This window comes from Xaviernesmea rhizosphaerae (assembly GCF_001938945.1).
GTDB classification, from domain to species: Bacteria; Pseudomonadota; Alphaproteobacteria; order Rhizobiales; family Rhizobiaceae; genus Xaviernesmea; species Xaviernesmea rhizosphaerae.
Genome location: NZ_MKIO01000031.1, coordinates 25,349 through 49,051, shown reverse-complemented (window position 1 = coordinate 49,051; position 23,703 = coordinate 25,349). Strand labels below are relative to the sequence as shown.

Annotated in this window: 20 protein-coding genes; 13 read left to right on the top strand and 7 right to left on the bottom strand. The window is 65.8% G+C overall.

The window, feature by feature from the left end:
• The first annotated feature begins 165 nt into the window (after positions 1 to 165).
• Positions 166 to 1,239, top strand: a complete 1,074-nt coding sequence (locus BJF92_RS13530) for a questin oxidase family protein (protein ID WP_078058014.1) — start codon at positions 166 to 168, stop codon at positions 1,237 to 1,239.
• Between the two features lie 115 nt (positions 1,240 to 1,354).
• Here the strand turns inward: BJF92_RS13530 and BJF92_RS13525 are convergent, their stop codons facing one another.
• Positions 1,355 to 2,833 (bottom strand): FAD-dependent oxidoreductase, encoded by a 1,479-nt coding sequence (locus BJF92_RS13525; protein ID WP_075635275.1) that lies wholly within the window; start codon positions 2,831 to 2,833, stop codon positions 1,355 to 1,357.
• A gap of 446 nt (positions 2,834 to 3,279) precedes the next feature.
• On the opposite strand from BJF92_RS13525, the gene BJF92_RS13520 reads away from it, so the two are divergent.
• The 10 genes from BJF92_RS13520 to BJF92_RS13475 all read left to right on the top strand — a co-directional run bounded on the left by BJF92_RS13520 (position 3,280) and on the right by BJF92_RS13475 (position 15,226).
• On the top strand, positions 3,280 to 4,530 hold the full coding sequence (locus tag BJF92_RS13520) for an ABC transporter substrate-binding protein (RefSeq protein WP_075635528.1): 1,251 nt from the start codon (positions 3,280 to 3,282) through the stop codon (positions 4,528 to 4,530).
• Positions 4,531 to 4,897: 367 nt separating this feature from the next.
• Positions 4,898 to 5,797: a carbohydrate ABC transporter permease gene (locus BJF92_RS13515; RefSeq protein ID WP_075635274.1), complete on the top strand. Its 900-nt coding sequence runs from the start codon at positions 4,898 to 4,900 to the stop codon at positions 5,795 to 5,797.
• Positions 5,798 to 5,802: 5 nt separating this feature from the next.
• On the top strand, positions 5,803 to 6,624 hold the full coding sequence (locus BJF92_RS13510) for a carbohydrate ABC transporter permease (protein ID WP_075635273.1): 822 nt from the start codon (positions 5,803 to 5,805) through the stop codon (positions 6,622 to 6,624).
• A gap of 10 nt (positions 6,625 to 6,634) precedes the next feature.
• Positions 6,635 to 7,783 (top strand): ABC transporter ATP-binding protein, encoded by a 1,149-nt coding sequence (locus BJF92_RS13505; protein ID WP_075635272.1) that lies wholly within the window; start codon positions 6,635 to 6,637, stop codon positions 7,781 to 7,783.
• A gap of 11 nt (positions 7,784 to 7,794) precedes the next feature.
• Positions 7,795 to 8,487 carry a cysteine hydrolase family protein gene (locus BJF92_RS13500; protein ID WP_075635527.1) on the top strand — a complete coding sequence of 231 codons (693 nt, stop codon included), beginning with the start codon at positions 7,795 to 7,797 and terminating at the stop codon, positions 8,485 to 8,487.
• Positions 8,480 to 9,115 carry a cysteine hydrolase family protein gene (locus BJF92_RS13495; protein ID WP_075635271.1) on the top strand — a complete coding sequence of 212 codons (636 nt, stop codon included), beginning with the start codon at positions 8,480 to 8,482 and terminating at the stop codon, positions 9,113 to 9,115. Before BJF92_RS13500 ends, BJF92_RS13495 begins: the two co-directional genes overlap by 8 nt.
• Positions 9,116 to 9,219: 104 nt before the next feature.
• Positions 9,220 to 11,049 (top strand): allophanate hydrolase, encoded by a 1,830-nt coding sequence (gene atzF / locus BJF92_RS13490; RefSeq protein WP_075635270.1) that lies wholly within the window; start codon positions 9,220 to 9,222, stop codon positions 11,047 to 11,049.
• Positions 11,050 to 11,142: 93 nt separating this feature from the next.
• On the top strand, positions 11,143 to 12,333 hold the full coding sequence (locus BJF92_RS13485; protein WP_075635269.1) for an amidohydrolase family protein: 1,191 nt from the start codon (positions 11,143 to 11,145) through the stop codon (positions 12,331 to 12,333).
• The gene (locus BJF92_RS13480; protein WP_245294752.1) at positions 12,333 to 13,940 is read left to right on the top strand and encodes a gamma-glutamyltransferase family protein; all 1,608 of its coding nucleotides are present in this window, start codon (positions 12,333 to 12,335) and stop codon (positions 13,938 to 13,940) included. The genes BJF92_RS13485 and BJF92_RS13480 overlap by 1 nt, the downstream gene beginning before the upstream one ends.
• Positions 13,937 to 15,226, top strand: coding sequence for an amidohydrolase family protein (locus BJF92_RS13475; protein ID WP_078058013.1), 1,290 nt, complete (start codon positions 13,937 to 13,939; stop codon positions 15,224 to 15,226). The genes BJF92_RS13480 and BJF92_RS13475 overlap by 4 nt, the downstream gene beginning before the upstream one ends.
• Positions 15,227 to 15,228: 2 nt before the next feature.
• Here the strand turns inward: BJF92_RS13475 and BJF92_RS13470 are convergent, their stop codons facing one another.
• From BJF92_RS13470 to BJF92_RS13445, 6 genes are all read right to left on the bottom strand, one after another.
• A complete protein-coding gene (locus BJF92_RS13470) occupies positions 15,229 to 16,011 on the bottom strand; it encodes a glucose 1-dehydrogenase (protein WP_075635268.1) in 783 nt (260 codons plus the stop codon).
• Positions 16,012 to 16,039: 28 nt separating this feature from the next.
• Positions 16,040 to 16,804: a triose-phosphate isomerase gene (gene tpiA, locus BJF92_RS13465; RefSeq protein ID WP_075635525.1), complete on the bottom strand. Its 765-nt coding sequence runs from the start codon at positions 16,802 to 16,804 to the stop codon at positions 16,040 to 16,042.
• Between the two features lie 5 nt (positions 16,805 to 16,809).
• Positions 16,810 to 17,598, bottom strand: coding sequence for an SDR family oxidoreductase (locus tag BJF92_RS13460; RefSeq protein WP_075635267.1), 789 nt, complete (start codon positions 17,596 to 17,598; stop codon positions 16,810 to 16,812).
• Between the two features lie 14 nt (positions 17,599 to 17,612).
• The gene (locus tag BJF92_RS13455; protein WP_075635266.1) at positions 17,613 to 19,091 is read right to left on the bottom strand and encodes a sugar ABC transporter ATP-binding protein; all 1,479 of its coding nucleotides are present in this window, start codon (positions 19,089 to 19,091) and stop codon (positions 17,613 to 17,615) included.
• Between the two features lie 301 nt (positions 19,092 to 19,392).
• Entirely contained in the window at positions 19,393 to 20,322 is a 930-nt protein-coding gene (locus BJF92_RS13450) for a sugar ABC transporter substrate-binding protein (RefSeq protein WP_075635265.1), read from the bottom strand.
• A 147-nt stretch (positions 20,323 to 20,469) separates the two neighbouring features.
• Complete coding sequence (locus BJF92_RS13445; RefSeq protein ID WP_075635524.1) at positions 20,470 to 21,450, bottom strand: ABC transporter permease; 981 nt, start codon at positions 21,448 to 21,450, stop codon at positions 20,470 to 20,472.
• A gap of 233 nt (positions 21,451 to 21,683) precedes the next feature.
• Here BJF92_RS13445 and BJF92_RS13440 point away from each other — a divergent pair, with 233 nt between their 5' ends.
• Together BJF92_RS13440 and BJF92_RS13435 are read left to right on the top strand one after the other, a co-directional pair.
• Positions 21,684 to 22,493, top strand: a complete 810-nt coding sequence (locus tag BJF92_RS13440) for a transketolase (RefSeq protein ID WP_075635264.1) — start codon at positions 21,684 to 21,686, stop codon at positions 22,491 to 22,493.
• Positions 22,494 to 23,453 (top strand): transketolase family protein, encoded by a 960-nt coding sequence (locus BJF92_RS13435; RefSeq protein WP_075635263.1) that lies wholly within the window; start codon positions 22,494 to 22,496, stop codon positions 23,451 to 23,453. It begins immediately after the preceding gene.
• Positions 23,454 to 23,703: the final 250 nt, after the last annotated feature.

Genomic DNA, 23,703 nt, shown 5'->3' with positions numbered 1-23,703 from the left:
GCCTGCCCGCGTGACTTGGGATTGGCCATCTATCCGCGGGCCGTCTGCCTCGATCGCTGCGCGGGACGCCGCAATTTCAGTTGAATGATGTTTCTTTTTGTTTGATATTGATCGAAATCGAACTCTTGACGCGATACAGCCGAAGCTGGGAAAAGGAGGGCCGTGATGTCCCTGTCGAGCGCGGCGCTCTCGCCGGAGAGACTTTATGCCGATGCGGCGGTCGCAGAGCCGCTCAAGGCGCTGATCGCCAAGGTCGGCCAGCGCAGCGGCGAATTTCCCGTCTGCCTTGCCAATCATTTGCCCATGGTTCTTGAGGCCATGGCGCGGCTTGGCGCCGGGCCCGAGCGTCTCGAAGCCTATGCCGGGATCTACACGGCCAGCCATTCCGTGCCCTTCCCCCCCGCCCCTGTTGCCCCGCTGGACGCGGAGAGCTGGCGCTTTGCGCTTGGCCGGCGGGAGCGCGAGGCTGATCTGAGGCGCTTTTTCGAAGGGCTGGTGGCCGAGCTTGGCGGGGCCGAGGCCGTGCGCCAGACGATGCCGGTGCTGGCTCCCGGGGTGGCGGCCTCGGCCACGCACGGGCTGATGCGGCTGGCCTATGCGATTTTGCGCGCTGACGACAGGGAGATCGCCGCCTCCCTCGGCTACTGGGCCGCGACCTATCTTTGCTATGAGGACGTGCCGGCATCCCGCATTGCCGACCTGGACGACCCGCTCGCCCACCTGCTCTCCATGCGCGAGGAGCCAAGCTTTTACGGCGTGGAGGCGCCGACCCATCTTCTCTGGAAATGGATCGAGGCCATGGGCCATATGCCGGAATTCCGGGATCGCTTGGGCCGGATGCGCGCCGGGCCAGATTTTCTTGACCGGAGCCGCCCGGCGGCACTGGCGCTTTATGCCGGCACCATGAGCTTCGAAGCCCTGCACGCCGTCACCGGATGCCATTGGCTGCGGCTCGTCAGCCCCGTCATCGATGAACCGCAGACACTGGCCCGGCATTTCTGGGAGGTGGTGATGGCGCTCTACACGAAGATCGGCATGCCGCCGGTGCCCACGCCGGCGCTTCTCGACGAATGGCGGTCGTTGCCGCTGCCGGACGACAACGCGATCGCCAGCGCCGCGGTCGCCTCCGACGACGAGCACGACCATTCGCTGGTCTTCTCGGCCTTCGAGGAGTTCCGCTATACCGGCGATCGGCTCTACAAGGTCGTGGCCGCGCGCCGGGTGGGGCTGATCGCGTAAGGACGTCTGCGAACACGAAAATCGGGGTATGGAAAGGCCGTCGCGGCTATCGGGGCGGCACACGGAGGCCATTCGCGTCAGTGCTCTGCCCTGACGGGCGCAGGCGAAAACCGGATCAGACGGGGGTCGGCTGCGGCTGGAAATGGACCTTTTCGTAGCCGTCGAGCGCACGGTAGAAGTGGTCGAGCTCGCTGACGAAGAGACTGCGGCAGAGGCCGGCGACGAGCTTGGGCACGCCGGATTTCAGCCCGGTGATCCCGTTGCAGATCGGCCCGAGGCTGGGAACGGCCATGTTGTTGAAAATGTGGATATGCGCCAGCATCGGCAGGCTGCCGGGGCGCTTTTCCTGCAGTTCGAAGGCCGGACCGAGATAGGGATAGCCCAGGAGGGTGGCGTCCTCCTCCCCCGGTGGCGGTGTGAAACGATCCGCCCAGGTGGCGATCTCGGCTGCATGGTCGCGCAGTTCCGGCCGGGCCGCGACATCGATCCGGTAGCCGGTGCCGAGCAGCAGGTGATCGAAGTCGAAGACACCGGCCGCTGTGTCGAGATGAACGGTGTCTCCTGCCATGGCGACGCCACGGATTTCCGCGCCCATCACCAGGCGGCAGGTCGGTGACGCCATGGCGCGACTGTACATCTCGGTCGTCGGCGGCGTCTTGAAGGCGAACATGCGCCGCGTGAACCGATAGCGGTCGCGGTCACTCAGATCGGCGAAATGATTGAGAAAGCCCGGGAAATTCGACCAGTCCAGAAGTTCGGTGCGCGGCAGGCTCGGCGCGCGCGCCAGCACGGTGACGCCGGCGGCGCCCGCCTCCAGCGCGGCGACGGCCCAATCGAAGCTCGACGCGGCTGCGCCGAGAACGCCCACCCGCTTGCCCTTAAGGCATCCCGGCGCGAGATCCTCGCCGCTGTGCGTCCAGCATGCGCGCGGAACGGCATCCCGGACGGCCCATGGCACGTTCAGCTCACCCGCGCCTTCGAGGCCGGTCGCCAGCACCACCTTGCGGCAGCTGATGCTCGTGGGGCCATCAGCGCGTTCAACGAGAAGGCGCAGATGCTCGCCCTCCGGCATGATCGCCAGAAGGCGCGTGTCGTTTTCCACCGTCAGGCCGAGAACAGCGCGAAACCAGCGCAAATAGGCCATCCAGTCTGTGCGATCGATCTTGTCGAGCGCCTGCCAGCTTTCGAGGCCGTAAACCGCCTCGTGCCAGGCACGATAGGTGAGGCTTGGCACGCCGAGGTCCGGTCCGCTCAGCGTTTTGGGCGAGCGCAGGGTGCGCATGCGCGCCGTGGTCACCCAAGGGCCCTCCCGCCCCGCCGGCGCGGCATCGATCAGGCGAACCCGCTCCACGCCCTGGCGCCGGAGGCCGAAGGCGACGGACAGGCCGGAGAGGCCCGCCCCGACGATCACCACATCGCAGAGGATCTGGCCGTCGGCATCGTGGCGCTCGGGAACCCAGGCACGCGGGCCGGCCTCGATCGCCTGAAGATCCTCCTGAACCCGCGCCGCAAGCCGCGCCAGCCCGGCCGCATCGCCAGGGCGGGTATCGGACGATCGGGACTGAGGGTGGTCGTCGGGGGGAGAGGCGCGCATGTCGAGAGGACTCCGGCGTTTTGGAGAAGCCTAGCGAACATCATGACGTTGTAAAGTGTTAGATTCTGTTATTTTACCGCGAGCGCTTCCGAACGCTCCCCGGCCCGGCCAAGCCGACGACGCGTGGATGGGCGTGATCGCCGCCGGAACGCATTCAGGCGCAGAACTACCCCTTTTGATGAATTTTTGACAAGAATGCCGACAGATCTCCATCGTCGCGACCTATGCCGCTTTTTTCGACATGTACCGATTAGCGGTTAAGCAAAATGCGCACGCTCTAAGCAGGTCGCAGTTTTTCGACGTGCGATATGTTATATATGTGTTTTTTTGTTTGACTTGATCTGCCGCCGCGATAACCTCGCCCTCAATCAACATCAAAACGGGAACAGGTTGCAGTCATGACACGCGCATCTTCCTTCTTTCGGCCGAAATCGGCGGCTTTCTCCATGGCGGCGGCCGTCCTCGCTCTGATGGCGAGCACGGCAGGCGCCAGCGCCAAGTCGCTCGACGGCGTGACGCTGACCATCGCTTCGATGAATGACGGTTTCTCCAAGGTGCTGACCGAGCTGGCGCCGAAGTTCAAGGAGGAGACCGGCGCCGACCTCAAGGTCGAAATCATGGACTACGGCACCCTGCTGACCAAGACCACAGCGGACTTCATCGGCGACACCAAGGGCTACGACCTCGTCACCATGGATATCGTCTGGGCCGGCGCCTATGCCGAGAACAAATATTCGCTCGACCTGACGGACTGGGTGAAGCGCGACGCCGCCGAGCTTGATCTTGACGACATCTATCCTGTCGCGCTGGAATCGCTCGGCCAATATCAGGGCCGCTATGTCGCCTATCCCTTCGCCGCCTATGCCAATGTGCTGGCCTATCGCAAGGACGTGCTGCAGGCTGCCGGTCTCAAGGTGCCTGCGACCATGGAAGAGCTGGTGGCCGACGCCAAGAAGGTGAACGACCCGGCCAAGAAGCTTTACGGCTTCGTCGCCAATGGTCAGAAGGGCCCGGCGGTTGCCCAGGACTGGATGCAGTACAACAACCAGCTCGGCGGCTCGATCCTCGACAAGGACGGCAAGCCGGCGCTGAACTCCGAGGCCAACATCAAGAGCCTGGCCGTCTACAAGGAGCTCTTCACCGAGGCCGCACCGCCCGGCGCCATCGAATATGACTGGGGCGGGCGCGAAGAGAGTTTCCGCCAGGGCATGGCCGCCTTCATGCAGACCTGGTCGGTGGGCGCGGCGGCCTATTCCGATCCGAAGGTCTCCAACATCGTCGGCAAGGTCGGCATCGCGGTCGCCCCCGTGGCCAAGGGCATGACGCCGCAATATGGCGTCGGCGGCTGGGGCCTGGCCATCAATGCCGATGTCGACAAGGCCAAGCAGGAAGCCGCCTGGACCTTCATCAAATGGGTGACCAGCAAGAAGATCCACAAGGAATTCAACATGCTGGGCGCCGGCGGCTTCATGCGCAAGAGCGAGATGACCGATCCCGATCTCTTGGCGAAATATGACTTCCTCCCCGTAATCGCCGAAACCTATGAGCACGGCAATGGCGAGTTCCGCCCGCGCATTCCCGAATATCCCGAGATTCAGGATCTGCTCGGCACGGCGGTGAACGCGGTGCTGGCAGGCGCGGCAACGCCGGAAGAAGCGCTCGGCAAGGCGCAGGACGCGGCAAAGAAGCTGTTCTGACAGGCCTTTGCCGGAACCGGCAGGATTGCGCTCTCGGCAACGGGGCACGCACCGCGACAGGATCCTCGGCCTTGTGCCGAGGATCGTCCGGGGTTCGGCCGGTCCGCCCTTCTTGCGGATGGTCGCGAGAGGCCCGATCATGGCGAGATGACGTACCCTGTCATCCCTTCCGGCCTGCCTGCCCGCCTATCTCTCGCCTCCGCCAGCCGCAGCGGTTACGGCCGGGCCGCCTGGGATAACCGCGGGGATTTTCCGCGCAGCCGCGCAGGCGGCAGCGCTTCGCGCAGGCTTCGGCGGGCCACAGCGATCGCGTCAGGCGATCTTCGGCCCGCCCCTGCCCTTTCATGGATATGAGCAGTTTGCAGCGATGCGCACCACCTTCTCGGACCGCCGAAAAATCTTCCTGTTTCTGATGGCCGCCCCGGCGGTGCTCTATGTCGCGGCCGTCGGCCTGTGGCCGCTGGCACAGGGGATCGGCTATAGCTTCTACAAATACAATCTCCTGCGGCCGGCCCGCACCCAATTTGTCGGCCTGCAGAACTATGTCGATATCTTCGCCGATGCCTCGACGCGAACGGCCATTCTCAACACCTTCCAGTTCACCCTCTTCAGCGTCGCGCTGCAGCTGGTGCTCGGCTTCGCGCTGGCCCTCCTCCTGTGGCGCGACAGCCGCTTCAACCGGATCGTGCTGGCCTTCCTGCTGATCCCCTCCACCATCACGCCGCTGGTGGTCGGCCTGATCTTCAAGGCGATGCTGGGTGCCGATTACGGCATCATCGGCTTCTTTCTCGCCGAAGCCGGGATCGGACCGCGCACGGGCCTGCTGACCGATGCCAGCACCGCGCTCTGGGTGCTGATCCTGATCGACTGCTGGGAGTGGACGCCACTGATGACGCTGATCCTGCTGGCCGGGCTGAAGGCCCTGCCCGGCGATGTGCTCGAGGCCGGCCGGGTGGACGGCGCCACCGGCTGGCAGCGGTTCCACATGCTGATCCTGCCCCTGATGCTGCCCTCGATCTTCCTGGCGCTGACTTTGCGCAGCATGGATGCCTTCCGTGTCTTCGACAGCGTCTTCGTCACCACCGGCGGCGGGCCGAACGATTCCACCAACACGCTGATGATGCTGGGGGTGAAGGAAGGTCTGCAATTCTTCAATGTCGGCTTCGCCTCGGCCGTCGGCAATGTCACCCTTCTGTTCATCGCGCTGATTGCCACCGGCTTGCTCCTGGTTGTGCGCCGGGCCGATGTCCGCATCAACGGGAAGTAAAGCTGATGGCAAGGGTTTCCACACGCCGCATCGTCCTGGAGCGCACGACCGCGCTCGTCGTCACCATCCTTTTCCTGCTGCCGGTCTGCTGGCTGATCTCCACGGCCTACAAGCCGTCGAACCAGATCTTCTCCGTGCCGCCCCGGCTGACCTTCACACCGACGCTCGACCAGTTCCGCGCCGCCTTCGCCCTGTTTGACGTGGCCGCCCTGGTGCGCTCCTCCGTGATCATCAGCCTCGGCACCACGCTGCTCTCCCTTCTTCTCGGCGTGCCCGCAGGCTATGCGCTGGCCCGCTCGCGGTCGCGCTATTCGGCCGGTTTTGCCTATTTCTTCCTGGCGATCCGCATGATCCCGGCCGTGGCCGCGCTGATCCCCTTCTATCTGATGATGCGCGATATCGGCCTGCTCGGCTCCTGGTGGGCGGTGATCGTCTTCAACACCATGCTCAACTGCGCCTTTGTCACCTGGATGATGTTCTCCTATTTCAAGGCGCTGCCGCCGGACATGGAAGAGGCGGCGCTGACGGATGGCTGCACGCAGATGGGCGCCTTCTGGAAGGTGGCCGTGCCCGCCGTGCGCTCCGGCATCATCGCCTGCGCCCTGTTCTGCATGATGTTTTCCTGGAATGACTTCCTGCATCCCATGTTCCTGACCACGCTCGACGCCAAGCCGATTTCGGTGGCGCTGCTGACGGCCTACGGCACCAAGGACATTACCTGGGGCACGCTCGGCGCGCTCGCCCATTTCTCCACGATCCCGATTGTCCTGATGGCGCTCGTCATGAACCGCTATTTCGTTCAGGGCGCCACCAACGGCGTACAGTAGGACCGACAGCATGGCCCAGATCTCGTTTGAACACGTCTCCAAGACCTATCCTGGCGGCAAGGCCGCGGCGCTGACCGATTTCAACCTCACGATCAAGGATGGTGAGTTCCTCGTTCTCGTCGGCCCCTCCGGCTGCGGCAAGACCACGGCGCTGCGGATGATTGCGGGGCTGGAGGAGATTTCCGGCGGCACGCTGAAGATCAACGACAGGATCGCCAATGATCTCGCGCCGCGCGACCGCGACATCGCCATGGTGTTCCAGAGCTACGCGCTCTATCCGCACCTGACGGTGGCGGACAACATCGCCTTTGGCCTGAGGGTGCGCGGCGCCAAGCCGGACGTGATCGAAAAAAAGGTGCGCGAGACCGCAGAGCTTCTGGAACTCACCGAATTCCTGGAGCGCAAGCCGGCGCGGCTCTCCGGCGGGCAGCGCCAGCGCGTGGCCATGGGCCGGGCACTGGTGCGCGCGCCCAATGCCTTCCTGATGGACGAGCCCCTGTCCAATCTCGATGCCCGCCTGCGTGGCCAGATGCGCGCCGAGATCGCCCGGCTGCAGCGCCTGTCGGCGATCACCACCGTCTATGTCACCCACGACCAGGTGGAGGCCATGACCATGGGCCACCGCGTGGCGGTGATGAACCGCGGCACGCTGCAGCAGCTCGATACCCCGCGGCAGCTTTATGACAGGCCGGCCAATATGTTTGTCGCCAGCTTCATCGGCTCGCCGCCGATCAACTTCATGGAGGGCACGCTGGTGGCGCATCAGGGCGGCGCGGCCTTGTCATGCGGTCCGCTGCTCTTCCCGCTTGGCTCCCACGCGCAGCGCCTGTCCGCGCGCGAGGGCAGCAAGATCATCGTCGGCATCCGGCCGGAACATCTCAAGGTCGCGCCATCGGGCGCCGGTCCCGGCACGCTGTCGGCCCGTGCCGCTTTCGTCGAGGACCTCGGCGCGACGCTGCTCCTGCATCTCGACCAGCACGGCATCACCATCGGCCATGCAAATATGGTGGATGACGATCGCGATCTCATGAGCATAGCGCCCAAGCTGAAAGCGCTCGTCGATAGCGCCGCCCGCGTGGTCCGCGACGACAATGTGCACCTCACCGTCGATCCCGCGCTCATTCTGTTCTTCGATCCGGCGACAGGGGCGGCGCTATGACGGAGCTGGCCATGGACACACGCGCAAAAGCAGAAGCCTTCTGGCCGCTCGGCGGCCCGATCAGCAGGACGCGCATGGCGCTCGTCATCATCGACATGCAGGTGGATTTTTGCGCCCCCGGCGGCTGGGTCGATCAGCTGGGCGAGGACGTCTCCAATACACGCTCGGTCATTGCGCCGATCCGCGAGGCGCTATCGGCCGCCCGTGCCGCCGGCCTTCTTGTGATCCACACACGGGAAGGCCACAGGCCGGATCTCTCCGATCTGCACCCAAACAAGCAATGGCGCACGCGTGTCCACGGTCTCGGCATCGGCGATGCCGGCCGGGATGGCGGGCGCATTCTGGTGCAGGGTGAGCCCGGCTGGCAGATCATCCCGGAGCTTGCGCCCGAGGACAATGAACTCGTGATCGACAAGCCGGGAAAGTCCTCCTTCCACCGCACGCAACTGGCGGCCGAGCTCGCACGGCGCGGCATCGACCGGCTCGTCATCACCGGCGTCACCTCCGATTGCTGCGTGCAGTCGACGCTCAGAGACGGCTATGAGCACGGGCTCGAATGCGTGTTGCTGGAGGATTGCACCGCCGCCGTCGAGAGCCCGAACCATGAGGCGACGCTGGAGATCCTCAAGGCCTATGGCGGGCGCTGGGGTGGCGTTGCCGATCTGCCGCGTTTTCATGCGATGCTGGAGGCCGCCGATGCCTGATCACGTCCCCTATCGTCTGCCGGCGCTGGCGGCCCAACCCTATGCCTGGCCCTTCGACGGCCGCTGGTCCGCCGCCGATACCGCGCTGCTTATCCTCGGGTTTCAGACAGGGCCGGTGCAGGCACTTTCGGCCGAGGCGGAACTTGCCGTGGCTTGCCGCCTGGTGGAGGCTGCCGCAGGCCTAGGCATGACCATCGTCGCCGTCCGGCGCGGCCACACAGACCAGGAGAGCCCGATCGCCCGGCGGCGGCGCGATCTGGGCGACCCGATCCCCGCGCAGGGCAGCGCCGGCTGGGCGCTCGATGCCAGGCTCGCCTTGCCGCCCGCCGCGATCCTGATCGACATAGCGGGCGACAATGCGTTCTTCGGCAACGATCTCGAAGAGCGTCTGCGCGCACGGGGCATCCGCAATCTGCTGGTCACCGGCCTGCCGACCGAAGGCCTTGTCCACGCCACGCAGCGCGCCGCCAACGACATGGGCTTTGAATGCCTTGCCATCGCCGATGCCTGCAAGGGCACGTCGCCGGCGCGTCACGCCGCGCAATTGCGCATCACCACCTTCGGCAACGGCCTGTTCGGCACGGTTGCCAGCGCGGCCGAGGTTCTCTCGGCGCTCCACTTCGCCTGAAACGCGCCGCGATCCCGCCGATCCGCGCGCTTTTATGTTCGTCTCGCACCCTGTCGCCCCGGCCCCCTCGCGGGATCCCTGGAGGCAGGCCTCAGGAGTCTCCCATGTCCGCCACCGCCTGGTCCGATGCCACTGGCAGCCTCGACCTCACCACGCTTCGCCGCGGCTACGAGGACGGCTCGCTCACGCCGAGCCGCGTGGTGAACGCCATCTATGACCGCATCGCTGCCCGTGGCGACGACCACGTCTGGATCCACCTCGTTGCGCGCGAAACGGCACTTGAGGCCGCGCGCAAGCTGGAGACCGAAGGCTATGATGGCCGCCCGCTCTGGGGCATTCCCTTTTCCGTCAAGGACTGCAACGATATTGTCGGCCTGCCGACCACCAATGCGCTGAAGGAAGGCGCCTATGTCGCCACCTCCAGCGGCCAGGCGCTGGACCGGATCTTCGAGGCCGGCGCGCTGCTGATCGGCAAGACCAATATGGACCAGTTCGGCATCGGCCTTGTCGGCATGCGCACGCCCTATGGCGCCTGCTCCTCGGTCTTCGACGAACGCTTCATCTCCGGCGGGTCCAGCTCCGGCTCCGGCGTGTCGGTGGCAGCGGGGCTGAGCAGCTTTTCCATTGCCAACGATGCCGCCGGCTCCGGCCGCGTGCCGGCGGGCTTCAACAACATCGTCGGCATCAAGCCGACGCCGGGCCTCGTCAGCAATGCTTGCGTCTCGGGAGGCGGTTGCGTCAAGACGATCGAGACGCTCTCCGTCTTTGCGCTGACCGTGGAGGACGGCATGGCCGTGCTCGACCTGATGGCCGGTTACGACCCGACCTATCCCTTCTCCAGGCCGGAAGCCGACGGTGTGACGCTAACGCCCTCCGCGCCGCCGCCGCGCTTCCGCTTCGGCGTGCCCAAGGGGGAAGCCCTGCGCTTCTTCGGAGACACCGAGGCCGAGCGCCTGTTCAATGAGGCGATCGCGCGGATGACGGCCATGGGCGGGGAGAAGGTCGAGATCGACTTTACGCCTTTCGACGAGACCCAGCGCATTCTCTACGAGGGGCCGTGGATCTCCGAACGGGCGCTAAGCCTCGACAGCGTGCTGGCAAAATATGGCGAGGCGATCCACCCCGTCACCCGCCAGATCCTGTCGCGCTCCGGCAATTTCACCGCGCTCGATACGTTCGCCGCCATTCACCGTATCGCCGAGCTGAAGCGCGACACGCGACCGGTCTGGGAGGACATTGCCGTGCTGATGGTGCCGACCACGCCGACAATCTACACCAAGGCGGAGATCGCCGAAAACCCGATCGAGCTGAACAGCCGGCTCGGCATCTACACCAATTTCGTCAATCTGATGGGCCTGTGCGGCATTGCCGTGCCGAATGGCTTCCGCGCCGACGGCCTGCCGCTCGGGGTTACCTTCCTGGCGCCCGGCTTCGAAGAGGCGCGCGCGGCCGGTATCGCCGCCGCCTTTCACCGGGAAACCGGGCTGACGCTCGGCAAGTCGGACAATCCCTATCCGCCCGCCGAGCCCTCGGCGCTGCCGGAGGGCTACAGGGAGATCGCCGTGGTCGGCGCCCATCTTTCGGGCATGCCGCTCAATCACGAGTTGATCGAGCGGGGCGGCATATTCTTGCGTGCGGCGAGCACCCTGCCCGCCTATCGGCTCTTCGCGCTCGGTGGCACGGTGCCGCCCAAGCCGGGCCTGATCCGCGTGGCCGACGACGGCGCGGCCATTGCGGTGGAGGTCTGGGCGCTGCCGGTCGAAGGCTTCGGCGATTTCATCGGCCGCATCCCCGCACCGCTCGGCGTCGGCAAGCTGGCGCTGGACGACGGCTCCGAGGTCACGGGCTTTCTCTGCGAAGGCATGGCCGTGGCGGGGCAGGCCGATATCAGCCATTTCGGCGGTTGGCGTGCCTATCGGGCAGCAGGCGCATAAGGAAAGAAGCGCCCGCGGCGAAGGCGGCACGGCAGGACGCATGGCCCGCTTTTTGCTAAGCAGAGGACGTGTTTAGGCGAAGAGGCTGATAGGATGACCGAGACGGTGTTCACACAGGCGCGGCTGGCCGATGGCCGGCTGGTCGACATCACGGTGCGCGAGGGGCGGATCGCCGCCATCGAGACTGCCGGCGCGTCGCCGGCGGCGGGCGGCGTCGATCTCGGCGGCGCGCTGGTCATCCCCGGCTTTGTCGAGGGACATATTCATCTCGACACCAGTTTCTATGGCGATGCCTGGGTCCCGCACCGGCCCTGCACCAACGGCTTCGACGTGCACGAACGCGTCACCTTGCAGGCCGAGAACATGGCGAAGGCCGCCCCCATGGCGGAGCGCGCGGCCAACCAGCTCGATCTCTGCATCGCCAAGGGCTCGACCAGCATGCGCAGCCATGTGATGGTCGATGGCTCTGTGGGGCTCGCCTCGCTCGAAACCATCCTCGCCGTGCGCGAAGCCTATCGCGACCGAATTGATATCCAGCTCGTGGCATTCCCGCAGAGCGGCATCCTGAAGAGCCCGGGCACGCCCGAGCTTCTGGACGCCGCCATCGGGCTGGGCGCCGATCTCGTCGGCGGCCTCGATCCGGGCAGCTTCGACCGCGATGTGACCGCCCATCTGAATGTCGTCTTCGGCACGGCCGAAAAGCATGGCGTGGACATCGACATCCACCTGCACGATGCCGGCACGCTTGGCGCCTTCACCATAGAGGAGATCTGCGCGCGCACGGTGGCGGTCGGCATGCAGGGCCATGTCGCCGTCAGCCATGCCTATGGCCTCGGCGATCTTCCGCCCGATGCGGCGCGCAAGATCGCCGACCTGATCGCGCTGAGCGGCGTGGCGATCATGACCAATGCGCCGGGCGCGCACAATTTCCCGCCTGTGGCCCTGCTGCGCCACGCTGGCGTCACCGTCTTCAGCGGCAGCGACAATATCCGCGATTCCTGGTGGCCCTATGGCGATGGCGACATGCTGCGCCGGGCCGAGATCATCGGCTATCGCTCCGGTTTCTACCGGGACGACGAACTGGCCGCCGCCTTCGACGTGGTGACATCGGCCGGTGCCAAGGCCCTGCGACTGGAGGGCTATGGGCTCGCGGTCGGCGCGCGGGCGGATTTCGTCACGCTCGAGGCCGAGCACGTGCCGCAGGCGGTCGTTGCCGTGCCGCCGAACCGGCGCGTGTTCAAAGGCGGGCGTCTGGTGGCCGAGAACGGCAAGGTGCTGCCCTGATGGTTGCCAGGGGCGAGAGCCCGGCGGGGCAAGGCCGCCAGGCCGGCGCGATGATCGTCACGCCGCATCACGACGCGAGCGAAGCGGGCGCGGCTGTCCTGCGGCGTGGCGGCAATGCGATCGAGGCGGTGATCGCCGCCGGCGCAGCACTGTCCGTGCTCTATCCGCATTTCTGCGGTCTCGGTGGCGATGCCGTGTGGATGCTCGCCGACGCGAAGGGCGAGGTCTCCTGCCTGCTCGGCATCGGCCAGGCCGCCGCCGTCAGCGATCCGGCGCGCATGGAGGCCATTCCCATGCGGGGTCCTGGCTCAACGCTGACGACGGCCTGTCTCGTCGATAGCTGGGACAGGCTGATGGCCATCTCGAGTGCACAATGGGGCGGCCGGGAAGGGCTTGGCGATCTGATCGAGCCTGCGATCCGACTGGCGAGAGACGGCTTTCCCGTCAGCCGGTCGCAGCGCTTCTGGTTCGATTTCCGCGCGGGCGAAAGTGCGGGCTGGCCGGGCTTCCAGCGCATCTTCACGGGCGACGGCCATCAGCGCCAGCCCGATCTCGCGCGCACCCTGGAGAGCATCGCCCGCGATGGTGCCCGCAGCTTCTACGAGGGCGCGCTGGCCCGGCGCATTGCCCGGGGGCTTGCCGAGGCCGGCTCGCCGCTGACGGCCGCCGATCTCGCGGCAACCGAGGCGCGCTTTGCCGAGCCGGTCCACCTCGACTATCGCGACCTGAGGCTCTTCGCCCCACCGCCGCCGACACAAGGGATCACCACGCTCGGCATTCTCGGCGCGCTCGCGGCTTTCGATGTCGCAGCCATGGCGCCCGGTCGCGCCGCCCATTATCATCATCTGGTCGAGGCGGTGAAACAGGCCTTTCTTGACCGTCAGCTCATCGCCGATCCTGATTTCGCCGAGGAGGCGGGCCGCGCCGCGATGGCGGGTCTGCTCGACCCCGCGCGTCTCGCAGCCAAGGCCGCCCGCATCGATCCCGTCCGGGCCATGGCCTGGCCGCATCTCCATCGGCCGGGCGATACCGCCTTTCTCGGCGCGGTGGATGGCAAGGGGCGCTGCGCCGGGGTGTTGCAGAGCATCTATTTCGACTGGGGAAGCGGCGTGGTGGTCGGCGACACCGGCATTCTCTGGCAGAACCGGGGTGCCGCCTTCAGCCTCGACCCCGACAGCCCCAACCGGCTGGCGCCGGGCAAGCGGCCGTTCTACACGCTCAATCCCGGCCTCGGCCTCAAGGACGGCCGGCCGCATCTCGTCTATGGCACGCAAGGGGCGGACGGGCAGCCACAGACGCTGGCCCTGCTTCTGAGCCTGCTGATCGACCATGGGCTCGATCCGCAAGACGCGCTGTCCATGCCGCGCTTCCTCCTGGGCAAGACCTTCTCTGACAGCCGTGACTCGCTGAAGCTTGAGGAAAATGCCGGCCCGGAGACCTTCTCCGCGCTCTCTGCCCTGGGCCACACGGTTTCGGCCATCGGCGCGCTCAGCCCGCTCGGCGGCCAGGCCGGCATCATCCGCATCGGCGCGGATGGCGCGCTCAGCGGCGCCCACGATCCGCGCAGCGATGGCGGCGCGATCACCGTTCAGGGAGGATCGGCATGAGGGCGGATCTCTTGATTCGACAGGCGGTGACAGCAGCGGGCGCCGCACCTGTCGATATCGCGGTTGCGGATGGGCGCATCGCCGCAATCGGGCCAGCGCTCCGCTGCGAGGCGGCCGAAACCGTGGAGGCTGGCGGCGCCTTCGCCTTTCCCGGCTTCGTGGAGAGCCATATCCATCTGGACAAGGCCGGCATTCTCGGCCGCTGCACGCTTTGCGAGGGCACGCTGGCCGAGGCCGTGCGCGAAACGGCACGGGCCAAGGCTGGTTTTACGGTGGAGGATGTCTATGCCCGCGCCGCCCGCGTGGTGGAGAAGGCGATTCTTCACGGCACGACGCGGATGCGCAGTTTCGTGGAAGTTGACCCGCGGGTAGGCTTTCGCGCGCTCGAAGCCATCCTGAAGATCAAGGCGCACTATGCCTTTGCCCTGGATCTGGAAATCTGCGCCTTCGCCCAGGAGGGGCTGACACAGGAGCCGGCGACCTATGCCATGCTGGACGAGGCGCTGTCTGCCGGCGCCGATCTCGTTGGCGGCTGTCCCTATACCGATCCCGACGCCGAAACCCATATCGAGCGGATTTTCACGCTGGCCCGCCGGCACGACGTGGCCGTGGATTTCCATCTGGATTTCAGCCTCGACCCCGGCCACACCGACCTTCCTGCCGTCATCGACGCGACCATGCAGCACGGCTGGGGCGGGCGCGTCTCCATCGGCCATGTCACCAATCTCTCGGCAATGCCGTCCGAGCAGGTGCGCGCGATCGGCGCCCGTCTTGCCGAGGCCGGCATCGCGCTCACGGTCCTGCCCGCCACCGACCTCTTTTTGAATGGGCGCGGCGCCGAGATGCTGGTGCCGCGCGGCGTGGCCCCGGCCCATGTGCTGGCCGAATGCGGCGTGCTGACCACGATTGCCAGCAACAACATTCTCAATCCCTTCACGCCCTATGGCGATGCGTCGCTCCTGCGCATGGCCAATCTCTACGCCAACATCGCCCAGCTCGCGCGCGAGGCGGAGCTTGCGCAGGTCTTCGCGATGGTCACAAGCGCGCCGGCACAGCTGATGGGGCGGTCCTACGGGCTGAAGCAGGGGGAGGATGCGACCATCATCTTGATCGACTGCGCCAGCCCGGCAGACGCGGTGCGGGAGATCCCGCGCGTCATTGGCGGCTGGAAGCGGGGCCGGCGCAGCTTCTGGAATGGCCAGCCGCAGATCTTTTCCGGCACGCCGATGGTGGCTGGTAAGAACATCGGACTGGACCCCGCACACCCATGGATGCTCAACGTTTAGGGTCAGGACATGATCAGGCCGCCATCGACATTGATCGTCTGGCCCGTAATATAGGCGGCATCCTCGCTGGCCAGGAAGGTGACGAGGCCGGCCACATCCTCGCCGGAGCCGGCGCGCTTCATCGGGATGTTTTCCACCCACTCCTTCATCAGCGCGCCCGGCGCATAATTGCCCAGCAGCTTGCCCCAGGCTTCGTCATTATAGGCCCACATATCGGTCTCGATGATGCCGGGGCAGAAGGCGTTGACGGTGATGGCGTCGCGCGCCACCTCCTTGGCGAGGCTCTGGGTGATGCCGACGACGCCCATCTTCGAGGCGGCATAGTGCGGCGTGTAGATGAAGCCGTCGCGAGCCTGGCCGGAGGCGGTGTTGATGATCCGGCCGCCTTGGCCGTGCCGGCGCATGCGCGCGATGGCTTCCTGTGCGCAGAGGAAGACGCCCTTGGTGTTGACAGCAAGCACCTTGTCCCACTCCGCCTCCGTCATCTCCTCGATCCGGGCGATGGTGATGACGCCGGCATTCTGGATCGACACATCGACGCGGCCGAAGGCCTCCTCAGCCCGGTCATAGAGCGCGATCACGCTGGCCTTGTCGGTCACGTCGCACAGGACCGAGATCGCCTTGCCACCTGAAGATTCGATATCGCGCGCCACCTGATGCACGGCCTCTTCATTGGCCGAGACCACCAGCTGCGCGCCCTCGCGGGCAAAGCGTTTGGCGATCGCCGCGCCGATGCCGCGGCTTGCGCCTGTGATCACCACGGTCTTGCCGTCAAAACGGGCCATGTCGTGCTCCTTCTTACGCCGCGCATGCTCAGGCAGCTGCGGCAATCCCGAGAAAATCTGCGGCCTTCAGCGAGGCGCCGCCGACGAGCGCGCCATCCACGTGCGGCACGGCGAAGATGTCGGCGGCATTGGCCGCCTTGACCGAGCCGCCGTAGAGCAGGCGCATCTGCACGCCTTCCATGCCGAAACGGGCCGAGAGATGCTGGCGCATGGCGGCATGCATATCGGCGATCTGCGCTTCCGCCGGCACGCGGCCGGTGCCGATGGCCCAGACGGGCTCATAGGCGATGGCGGTGTTGGCGGCCGTCGCGCCGTCCGGCAGCGAGGCGGAAAGCTGGGCTACGACGATGTCGAGCGCCCGGCCGGCATCGCGCTCGGCCTCGGTCTCGCCGACGCAGATGATGGCCGTCAGCCCGGCGCGGTAGGCGGCGAGCGCCTTGGCGGCCACCTGCTCATTGGCCTCGGCATAAGCCATCCGCCGCTCCGAATGGCCGATGATGACATGCGACGCGCCGGCATCGGCCAGCATGTCGGCCGAGATATCGCCGGTAAAGGCGCCAGCAGGCTGTGCGTGGCAATCCTGCGCGCCGATCCTCACGGGCGTGTCGCGCACCAGGCCCGCCGCCCGCTCGATCAGCGTGAAGGCGGGGCAGAGCACGAGATCGCAGGAAAGGCGCTCCGCCGCCGCCGCCATGGCCTCGATCTCGGCCAGCGCGGCGCCCACGCCGTTCATCTTCCAGTTTCCGGCGATCAGCTTGCGGGGCGCGGTGTGGGATTGGAGCAGAGCACCCATCGCCATCACCAGCAGCAGAAGCCGCCATCGACCAGGAGATCGACCCCGGTGACGAAGCTTGCGGCGTTGGAGAGAAGGAAGACGGCGGGGCCGACCATTTCATCGACATTGGCCATACGTTGCATCGGCGTCTGCTCTTCGAAGAGCTTGGTCTGATGCACCATTTCCGCGCGGGTGTTCATCGGCGTGGCGGTATAGCCGGGCGAGATGGTGTTGACGCGGATGCCGCGCCCGACCCACTCCATGGCCATCGACTTCGACATATGGATGACGCCGGCCTTGGAGGCATTGTAGTGGCACTGGCTGAGGCCGCGATTGACGATGACGCCGGACATGGAGGCGATGTTGACGATCGATCCGCGCCCATGTTTCAGCATCGCCTGCGCTTCCGCCTGGCAGGAGAGGAAGACGCCCTTGAGGTTGATGTCCATCAGCGTCTGATACTGTTCCTCCTCCATCTCCTCGGCCGGATTGGCATTGGCGATGCCGGCGGCATTGACGGCGAGCGAAAGGGGGCCGAGTTCGGCCTCCGTGCGGGCGACAGCCTCGGCCATCGCTACCTTCGTGGTCACATCGGCGGCGATCTGGATCGCCTTGCGCCCGGCCTTCTCGATAAAGGCGGCGGTGGTGGCCAGCCCGTCATCCGTGCGCCGGTCGACGAGCGCCACATCGGCGCCGCACTGGGCAAGGCCCATGGCGATGCGCTGGCCGATGCCGCTGCCGGCGCCTGTCACCAGTGCGACATTGCCCGAGAGATCGAACAGACGGGGTGCGTTGAGCGTGATCTCACCCATCGCTTTTCCTTTCCTTACAGGGTTGCGAGTTCCATGACGGAGACGTCATTGGCCTCTTCGCGAGAGAGAATGCCGGCCTGGTTGCCCTGGGCCAGAACAAGAATACGGTTGGAGACGCCGAGCACCTCCTCGAGGTCCGAGCTGACGACGATCACCGCCACGCCGCGCCGGGCGAGATTGACGATGATGTCGTAAATGCCGGCGCGCGCGCCGACATCGATGCCGCGCGTCGGTTCGTCCAGCACCACGACCTTCGGGTCGCGCATCAGCCATTTGGCGATCACCACCTTCTGCTGGTTGCCGCCGGAAAGGTCCGAGGCCGGCTGTTCTCCCCGCCCCTTGACGCCAAAGGCGGCAATCGCCTTGTCGGCGAAGGCGCGCTTGGCAGACGGCGTCAGCCAGCGGCTGGAGAAGCGGTCGAGATTGGCATAGACGAGATTTTCGCCGATGCCGTGGGCGACGACGAGGCCCTGCTCCTTGCGGTCCTCCGGCACCATGACGATGCCCCGGGCAATTGCGTCGGCCGGGCTTTTCAGCGCCAGAGGCGTACCGTTGAGCTTGACCGTGCCCGATGCGACCGGATCGGCGCCCGAGATCGCGCGCACCAGCTCGGTGCGCCCTGCCCCGACCAGACCGGCAATGCCGAGGATCTCGCCCGCCTTGACGCTGAAGGAGACGTCGCGGAAGGCATCTTCGGAAGAGGTGAGCTTCTCCACCTCCAGTACGGTGCTTGCCTGAGGTTCAGGAAGGCTCGGGAACATGCGCTCCAGCGAGCGGCCGACCATGCTCTCCACGACGGTGCGCACCGGCGTGGCGCTGTCGGCGAATTCCTGCACCTTCTCGCCATCGCGCAGAACGATGATGCGGTCGGTGATCTTGCGGATCTCTTCCATGCGGTGGGAAATATAGATGATGCCGACGCCCTCGGCGCGCAGCTTGCGCACTTGCTCGAACAGGGCCTCGGTCTCCGCGCCGCCCAGCGCCGCCGTCGGCTCGTCGAGGATCAGCAGGCGGGCATTGAGCGCCAGCGCCTTGGCGATCTCGATCAGTTGCTGATGGGCGGTGGAGAGGCCCGCGACCTTGCGCGTGGCGGGAATGTGCAGATTGAGGCGGGCCAGCTGTTCCTGCGCGCGGCGCACCATCTGCGCCCGGTCGACCACGCCGTTCTTCATGGGCCAGCGGCCGATGAAGACATTTTCGGCGACCGAGAGTTCCGGCAGCAGCTGCAGCTCCTGATGAATCAGCACCACGCCCTTGTCGATGGCCTCGGCCGGATTGGCGGGCGCGTAAGGCTGGCCGAGCCAGGTCATGCTGCCCTCGCTCGGGCTGCGCGAACCGGCGATGATGCCCGAAAGCGTCGATTTTCCCGCCCCATTCTCGCCGAGCAGCGCCACGACTTCGCCGGCATGGATGTCAAAGCTGACGTCTTTCAGCACCGGCACCGGGCCGTAGCGCTTGGAAATACCCTTCAGGGACAGGACCGGCTCGCGCATGGCGCACCTCGATTTGGCAGTTGGATAGGAGGGAGGCGGTCAGGCCTCCGCATGGCCCGCATCCACCGGCGCATGGCTGCGCCCGACGCAGGCCGAGGCCTGCAAGCATATGCGTCTCACGAAAGCCCGCAGCGGCGCGAAGGGAGAAGGATCCGCGCCGCCCAAGGCCTTTGCCCTGCCGCTTCCGGCTGTGAGGAGCCGCCGGAGGCAGGGAATATGCCCTGCCGACCATGAGGTCTGGCTTGCGGGGCATGCGCCCGGCCGTCCGGATGAGCCGGCTGGCCGGGCGATCTTCCCTGGATCAGGGATGCTCGGCGATGAAGGAGGCGACATTGTCCTTGGTGGTCAGCGTCGCATCCATCAGCTGCACCGGCGCAACCTTCTCGCCGGCCACGATCTTGGCGGCCATGTCCACGGCCATGCGGCCCATCTTCTGGGTCTGCTGGGTCGCGGTCACGTCGAACACGCCGTTCTTCAGCGCTTCCAGCGCGGCGGTGTCGCCGTCGAAGCCGCCGACGACGATCTTGCCCGAGGGATTGGCGACCTTGATCGCCTGCGCAGCGCCAAGCGCCAGGCCGTCAGCCTGGGCGAAGACGATCGAAACGTCGGGATGGGCCTGCAGCATGTTCTGCATGATCTGGAAGCCTTCGTCCTGGCTCCACATGTTCGACCACTGCTCAGCCACGACCTTCACGCCGGAATGCGCCTTGACGGCTTCCATGCAGCCCTTGGTGCGGTCGACCTCGGGCGTCGTGCCCTTCTGGCCATGGATGATGACCATATTGCCCTTGCCGCCGGCCTTTTCGATGATGTGCTCGCAGACGGCCTTGGCCGAGGAGACGGAATCGGTGGCGAGGAAGGTATCGCCCGGGGCACCCTCGGCATTGCGGTCGACATTGATGACCGGGACGCCGGCCGTCTTGGCGAGCTTGACCGGAACGGTGGCGGCGGCAGCACCCGCCGGGATGTAGATCAGCGCGTCGATGTTCTGGGTCAGGAGATCCTGGATCTGGTTGACCTGCGTCGGGCCATCGCCCTTGGCATCGACGGTGACGACGGTGATGCCGCGCTTCTTGGCTTCCGCCTCGACCGACTGCTTGATCTGGTTGAAGAAGTTGGCCTGAAGATTGGCAACGGCGAGGCCGACCTTCTTCAGCTCCTTGGCCTGGACGGGGCCGAGCGACAGCGCGAGCACGGCAGCGGATGCCAGCAGGATGCGGGACAGTTTCATGCGTTCCTCCATTGAATTATCGGGGGGTGGTGTTCCGGCCCGGGGATAAGGTTCCTCCCGCCTCGGGCCTTTCCTGTCCGCGCCACCTTTGGCAGCGCGGCAATTCATGCCAGCCCGGCTCTCAAGGCCCGGCCGTTGTGTTCAGGCTCAGCCGCGTTTGCGGCGCACCGTCTCGGCACCCACGGCCAGCACGATGACCACGCCGATGATGACCTGCTGGATGAAGGGCGAGACGTTGAGAAGGTTGAGGCCGTTGCGCAGCACGCCGATGATCAGCACTCCGATCAGCGTTCCGCCGATGCCGCCGGCGCCGCCCGACAGCGAGGTGCCGCCGATGACGACCGCCGCGATGGTATCAAGCTCATAGCCGAAGCCGCTCGAGGGCTGCACCGAGTCGAGACGGGCGGCGAGCACGATGCCGGCCAGGCCCGCCAGCATGGCGCAGCAGATATAGACGGCGATGGTGACGCGGGTGACGTTGATGCCGGCAAGACGCGCCACTTCCTGGTTGCCGCCGACGGCATAGAGCATGCGCCCCTCGGCCCGCAGCTGCAGGAAGGCCCAGGCGACGATCACGACGACCAGCATCAGGAAGACGGTGGCGGTGAGGATGCCGAAATGGCGATCGATGGCGAGCATCATGAACCAGTCGGGAAAGCCGACGATCTGCTGGCCATCGGTAATCATATTGGCCACGCCGCGCGCGGCCGACATCATGGCAAGCGTGGCGATGAAGGCCGGCACGCGAAACATCGTCACCATCAGCCCGACCAGCAGGCCGCTGACGGCGGAGGCGGCGAGCCCGAAGATGATACCGATGCCCAGCGGCAGGCCGGCGACATTGGCCGTCCAGCCCATGACCATCATCGACAGGGCCAGCACCGAGCCGACCGACAGATCGATACCACCAATGAGGATGACGAAGGTCATGCCGACCGACATGATGCCGAGCACGGTGATCTGGTCGAGAATGTTCAGGCCATTGCGCGTCGACAGGAAGGTGTCGGTGGCAAAGCTCAGGAAGAGGCACAGGCCGATCAGTCCGATCAGCGGGCCGGTGGCGCCACGCAGCCACGAGAAGGACGGCTTGGCCGCGTGATTCTGCTCATTGATGCCGGCTACGGACATCGTCTCCTCCCTCGTCATCGGCCCCTTGGACCGCCTCTCCTCCAAAGCAGAATAAATATTCATGCTTGTTGGAAAATTCATTAGCAACTCTCCAATGGGGTGTCAACACGCTTCCGGTGCTGCAGCGCACTCTTGCGGGCGCTCCGCGCGCAAGCTTCGTTAAAAAGCCGCTTGACTAAAGCGCATCCTGTGCAAAAATATCTACATACGAATATTTATTCAGTGAGGAACCCATGGAGATCCACGAACTCGAGCGGATGGCGCGCTCCATCCGCCGGCGCGATCTGGAAGCGGTGTTTGCCGCCGGTGCCGGACATATTGGCGGGGAGATGTCTGTGATCGACATTCTGACCGCGCTCTATTTCCGCGTGCTGAAGATCGATCCGGCCCAGCCCAAGCTTCCCGAGCGTGACCGCTTCGTGCTGTCCAAGGGGCACACGGCCTGCGCGCTCTATGTGACGCTGGCCAAGCGCGGTTTCCTGCCCGAAGCGGAGATCGAGACCTTTCTCGCCCCGCATTCGCGCCTGAACGGGCACCCGAACTGCAACAAGGTGCCGGGCGTGGAAACCAATACCGGACCGCTCGGCCACGGCCTGCCCGTTGCGGTCGGCATGGCCAAGGCGGCCAAGCTGTCTGGCGCGCGCTATCACACCTATGTGGTGACAGGCGATGGCGAGATGCAGGAAGGCTCCAACTGGGAAGCCATCATGGCTGCCGCCCAGTTCGGCCTCGACAATCTCACCCTGGTCATCGACCACAACCGGTTCCAGCAGGGCGCATCGCTGGCCGACACCAACGGTCTTGCGCCCTTGCGTCCGCGTCTCGAGGCGTTTGGCTGGGAGGTTGCCGAGATCAACGGCAATGCCATGGCAGAGGTCGTTCCGGCGCTCGAGCATCGCAGTGGTCGCCCTTATTGCATCGTCGCCCACACCAACAAGGGCCACGGCATTTCCTTCATGCAGGACCGCGTCGACTGGCACCACAAGGTGCCGAACAAGGAACAATATGCCATCGCTCTCGCCGAGCTGTCGGAGGCCCTGTAAATGAACGCCCCCCTTTCCTCCCCCAAGCTGTTTGATTGCCGCGACGCCTTCGCCGAGACGCTGGAGGCGCTCGCCGCCGCCGACGAGACCGTGGTTGCCGTCTGCAATGATTCGGTCGGCTCCTCCAAGCTCGGCGGCTTCAAGACCAAGTTTCCCGAGCGGCTGGTCAATGTCGGCATTGCCGAGCAGAACATGGTCGGCGTCGGCGCCGGCCTGGCCAATGGCGGCCGCCTGCCCTTCGTCTGTGCCGCCGCCTGCTTCCTCACCGGCCGTGCCCTGGAGCAGATCAAGGCCGATCTCGCCTATTCCAATGCCAATGTGAAGCTGGTCGGCATCTCCTCCGGCATGGCCTATGGCGAGCTGGGGCCGACGCATCACTCGATCGAGGATTTCGCCTGGACCCGCGTGCTGCCGAACCTGCCCGTCATCGCGCCGGCCGACCGGATCGAAACCGCCGCCGCGGTGAAATGGGCGGCCTCCTATGCCGGCCCGTGCTTCCTGCGCCTGTCGCGCGTCGGCGTGCCCGATCTTCTGCCGGAAGGCCATGTCTTCGAGCTGGGCAAGGCCAATCTCCTGCGCGACGGCGGCGACGTAACGCTGATCGCCAATGGGACGCTGACCCACCGGATCGTCACCGCCGCCGGCATCCTGGCCGAGCGCGGCATTGCGGCGCGGGTGCTCAACATGGCGACGGTGCGCCCGATCGACGAGACGGCCATCATCGCCGCCGCCCGCGAGACCGGCGCGATCCTCACGGCCGAGGAGCATTCGATCTTCGGCGGGCTCGGCTCGGCCGTGGCGGAAGTGGTGGTCGATCACGCGCCGGTGCCGATGAAACGCCTCGGCGTGCCCGGCGTCTTCGCCCATACGGGCTCTGCGGAAATGCTGCTCGACGAATATGGTATGACGCCTGCCGCGATCGCCGATGCCGCCGCGGCGCTGGTTCAGCGCAAGGCCTGATGGCCTTTATGACCGGTGGGCATCGGGTTTTCAGCCGGCTTGAAAGCGCTGGCCTGAGACTTATCAGCACAGCGCGCGACGCGATCGATTTGCTGGCGATGTCTGCCTTCAATTGAGGTTAGGAGATTTCCCTCTGCACTAGGTTGCGATGAGGTGAAACCTCTCCTTGATGTCATCCTCGGGCTTGTCCCGAGGATCTGCTGACCTCAGTAAAATTAAGCCGTTGCAGATGCTCGGGACAAGCCCGAGC

What these genes read in the sequence shown, in the direction of transcription:
- BJF92_RS13505 (WP_075635272.1), top strand. Translation starts at nt 6,635, where the DNA reads ATGGCCCAGATCTCGTTTGAACACGTCTCCAAGACCTATCCTGGCGGC.
- BJF92_RS13435 (WP_075635263.1), top strand. Translation starts at nt 22,494, where the DNA reads ATGAACGCCCCCCTTTCCTCCCCCAAGCTGTTTGATTGCCGCGACGCC.
- BJF92_RS13495 (WP_075635271.1), top strand. Translation starts at nt 8,480, where the DNA reads ATGCCTGATCACGTCCCCTATCGTCTGCCGGCGCTGGCGGCCCAACCC.
- tpiA (WP_075635525.1), bottom strand. Translation starts at nt 16,804, where the DNA reads ATGGGTGCTCTGCTCCAATCCCACACCGCGCCCCGCAAGCTGATCGCC.
- BJF92_RS13510 (WP_075635273.1), top strand. Translation starts at nt 5,803, where the DNA reads ATGGCAAGGGTTTCCACACGCCGCATCGTCCTGGAGCGCACGACCGCG.
- BJF92_RS13515 (WP_075635274.1), top strand. Translation starts at nt 4,898, where the DNA reads ATGCGCACCACCTTCTCGGACCGCCGAAAAATCTTCCTGTTTCTGATG.
- BJF92_RS13455 (WP_075635266.1), bottom strand. Translation starts at nt 19,091, where the DNA reads ATGCGCGAGCCGGTCCTGTCCCTGAAGGGTATTTCCAAGCGCTACGGC.
- BJF92_RS13470 (WP_075635268.1), bottom strand. Translation starts at nt 16,011, where the DNA reads ATGGCCCGTTTTGACGGCAAGACCGTGGTGATCACAGGCGCAAGCCGC.
- BJF92_RS13445 (WP_075635524.1), bottom strand. Translation starts at nt 21,450, where the DNA reads ATGTCCGTAGCCGGCATCAATGAGCAGAATCACGCGGCCAAGCCGTCC.
- BJF92_RS13460 (WP_075635267.1), bottom strand. Translation starts at nt 17,598, where the DNA reads ATGGGTGAGATCACGCTCAACGCACCCCGTCTGTTCGATCTCTCGGGC.
- BJF92_RS13440 (WP_075635264.1), top strand. Translation starts at nt 21,684, where the DNA reads ATGGAGATCCACGAACTCGAGCGGATGGCGCGCTCCATCCGCCGGCGC.
- BJF92_RS13450 (WP_075635265.1), bottom strand. Translation starts at nt 20,322, where the DNA reads ATGAAACTGTCCCGCATCCTGCTGGCATCCGCTGCCGTGCTCGCGCTG.
- BJF92_RS13475 (WP_078058013.1), top strand. Translation starts at nt 13,937, where the DNA reads ATGAGGGCGGATCTCTTGATTCGACAGGCGGTGACAGCAGCGGGCGCC.
- atzF (WP_075635270.1), top strand. Translation starts at nt 9,220, where the DNA reads ATGTCCGCCACCGCCTGGTCCGATGCCACTGGCAGCCTCGACCTCACC.
- BJF92_RS13525 (WP_075635275.1), bottom strand. Translation starts at nt 2,833, where the DNA reads ATGCGCGCCTCTCCCCCCGACGACCACCCTCAGTCCCGATCGTCCGAT.
- BJF92_RS13485 (WP_075635269.1), top strand. Translation starts at nt 11,143, where the DNA reads ATGACCGAGACGGTGTTCACACAGGCGCGGCTGGCCGATGGCCGGCTG.
- BJF92_RS13480 (WP_245294752.1), top strand. Translation starts at nt 12,333, where the DNA reads ATGGTTGCCAGGGGCGAGAGCCCGGCGGGGCAAGGCCGCCAGGCCGGC.
- BJF92_RS13530 (WP_078058014.1), top strand. Translation starts at nt 166, where the DNA reads ATGTCCCTGTCGAGCGCGGCGCTCTCGCCGGAGAGACTTTATGCCGAT.
- BJF92_RS13500 (WP_075635527.1), top strand. Translation starts at nt 7,795, where the DNA reads ATGGACACACGCGCAAAAGCAGAAGCCTTCTGGCCGCTCGGCGGCCCG.
- BJF92_RS13520 (WP_075635528.1), top strand. Translation starts at nt 3,280, where the DNA reads ATGGCGGCGGCCGTCCTCGCTCTGATGGCGAGCACGGCAGGCGCCAGC.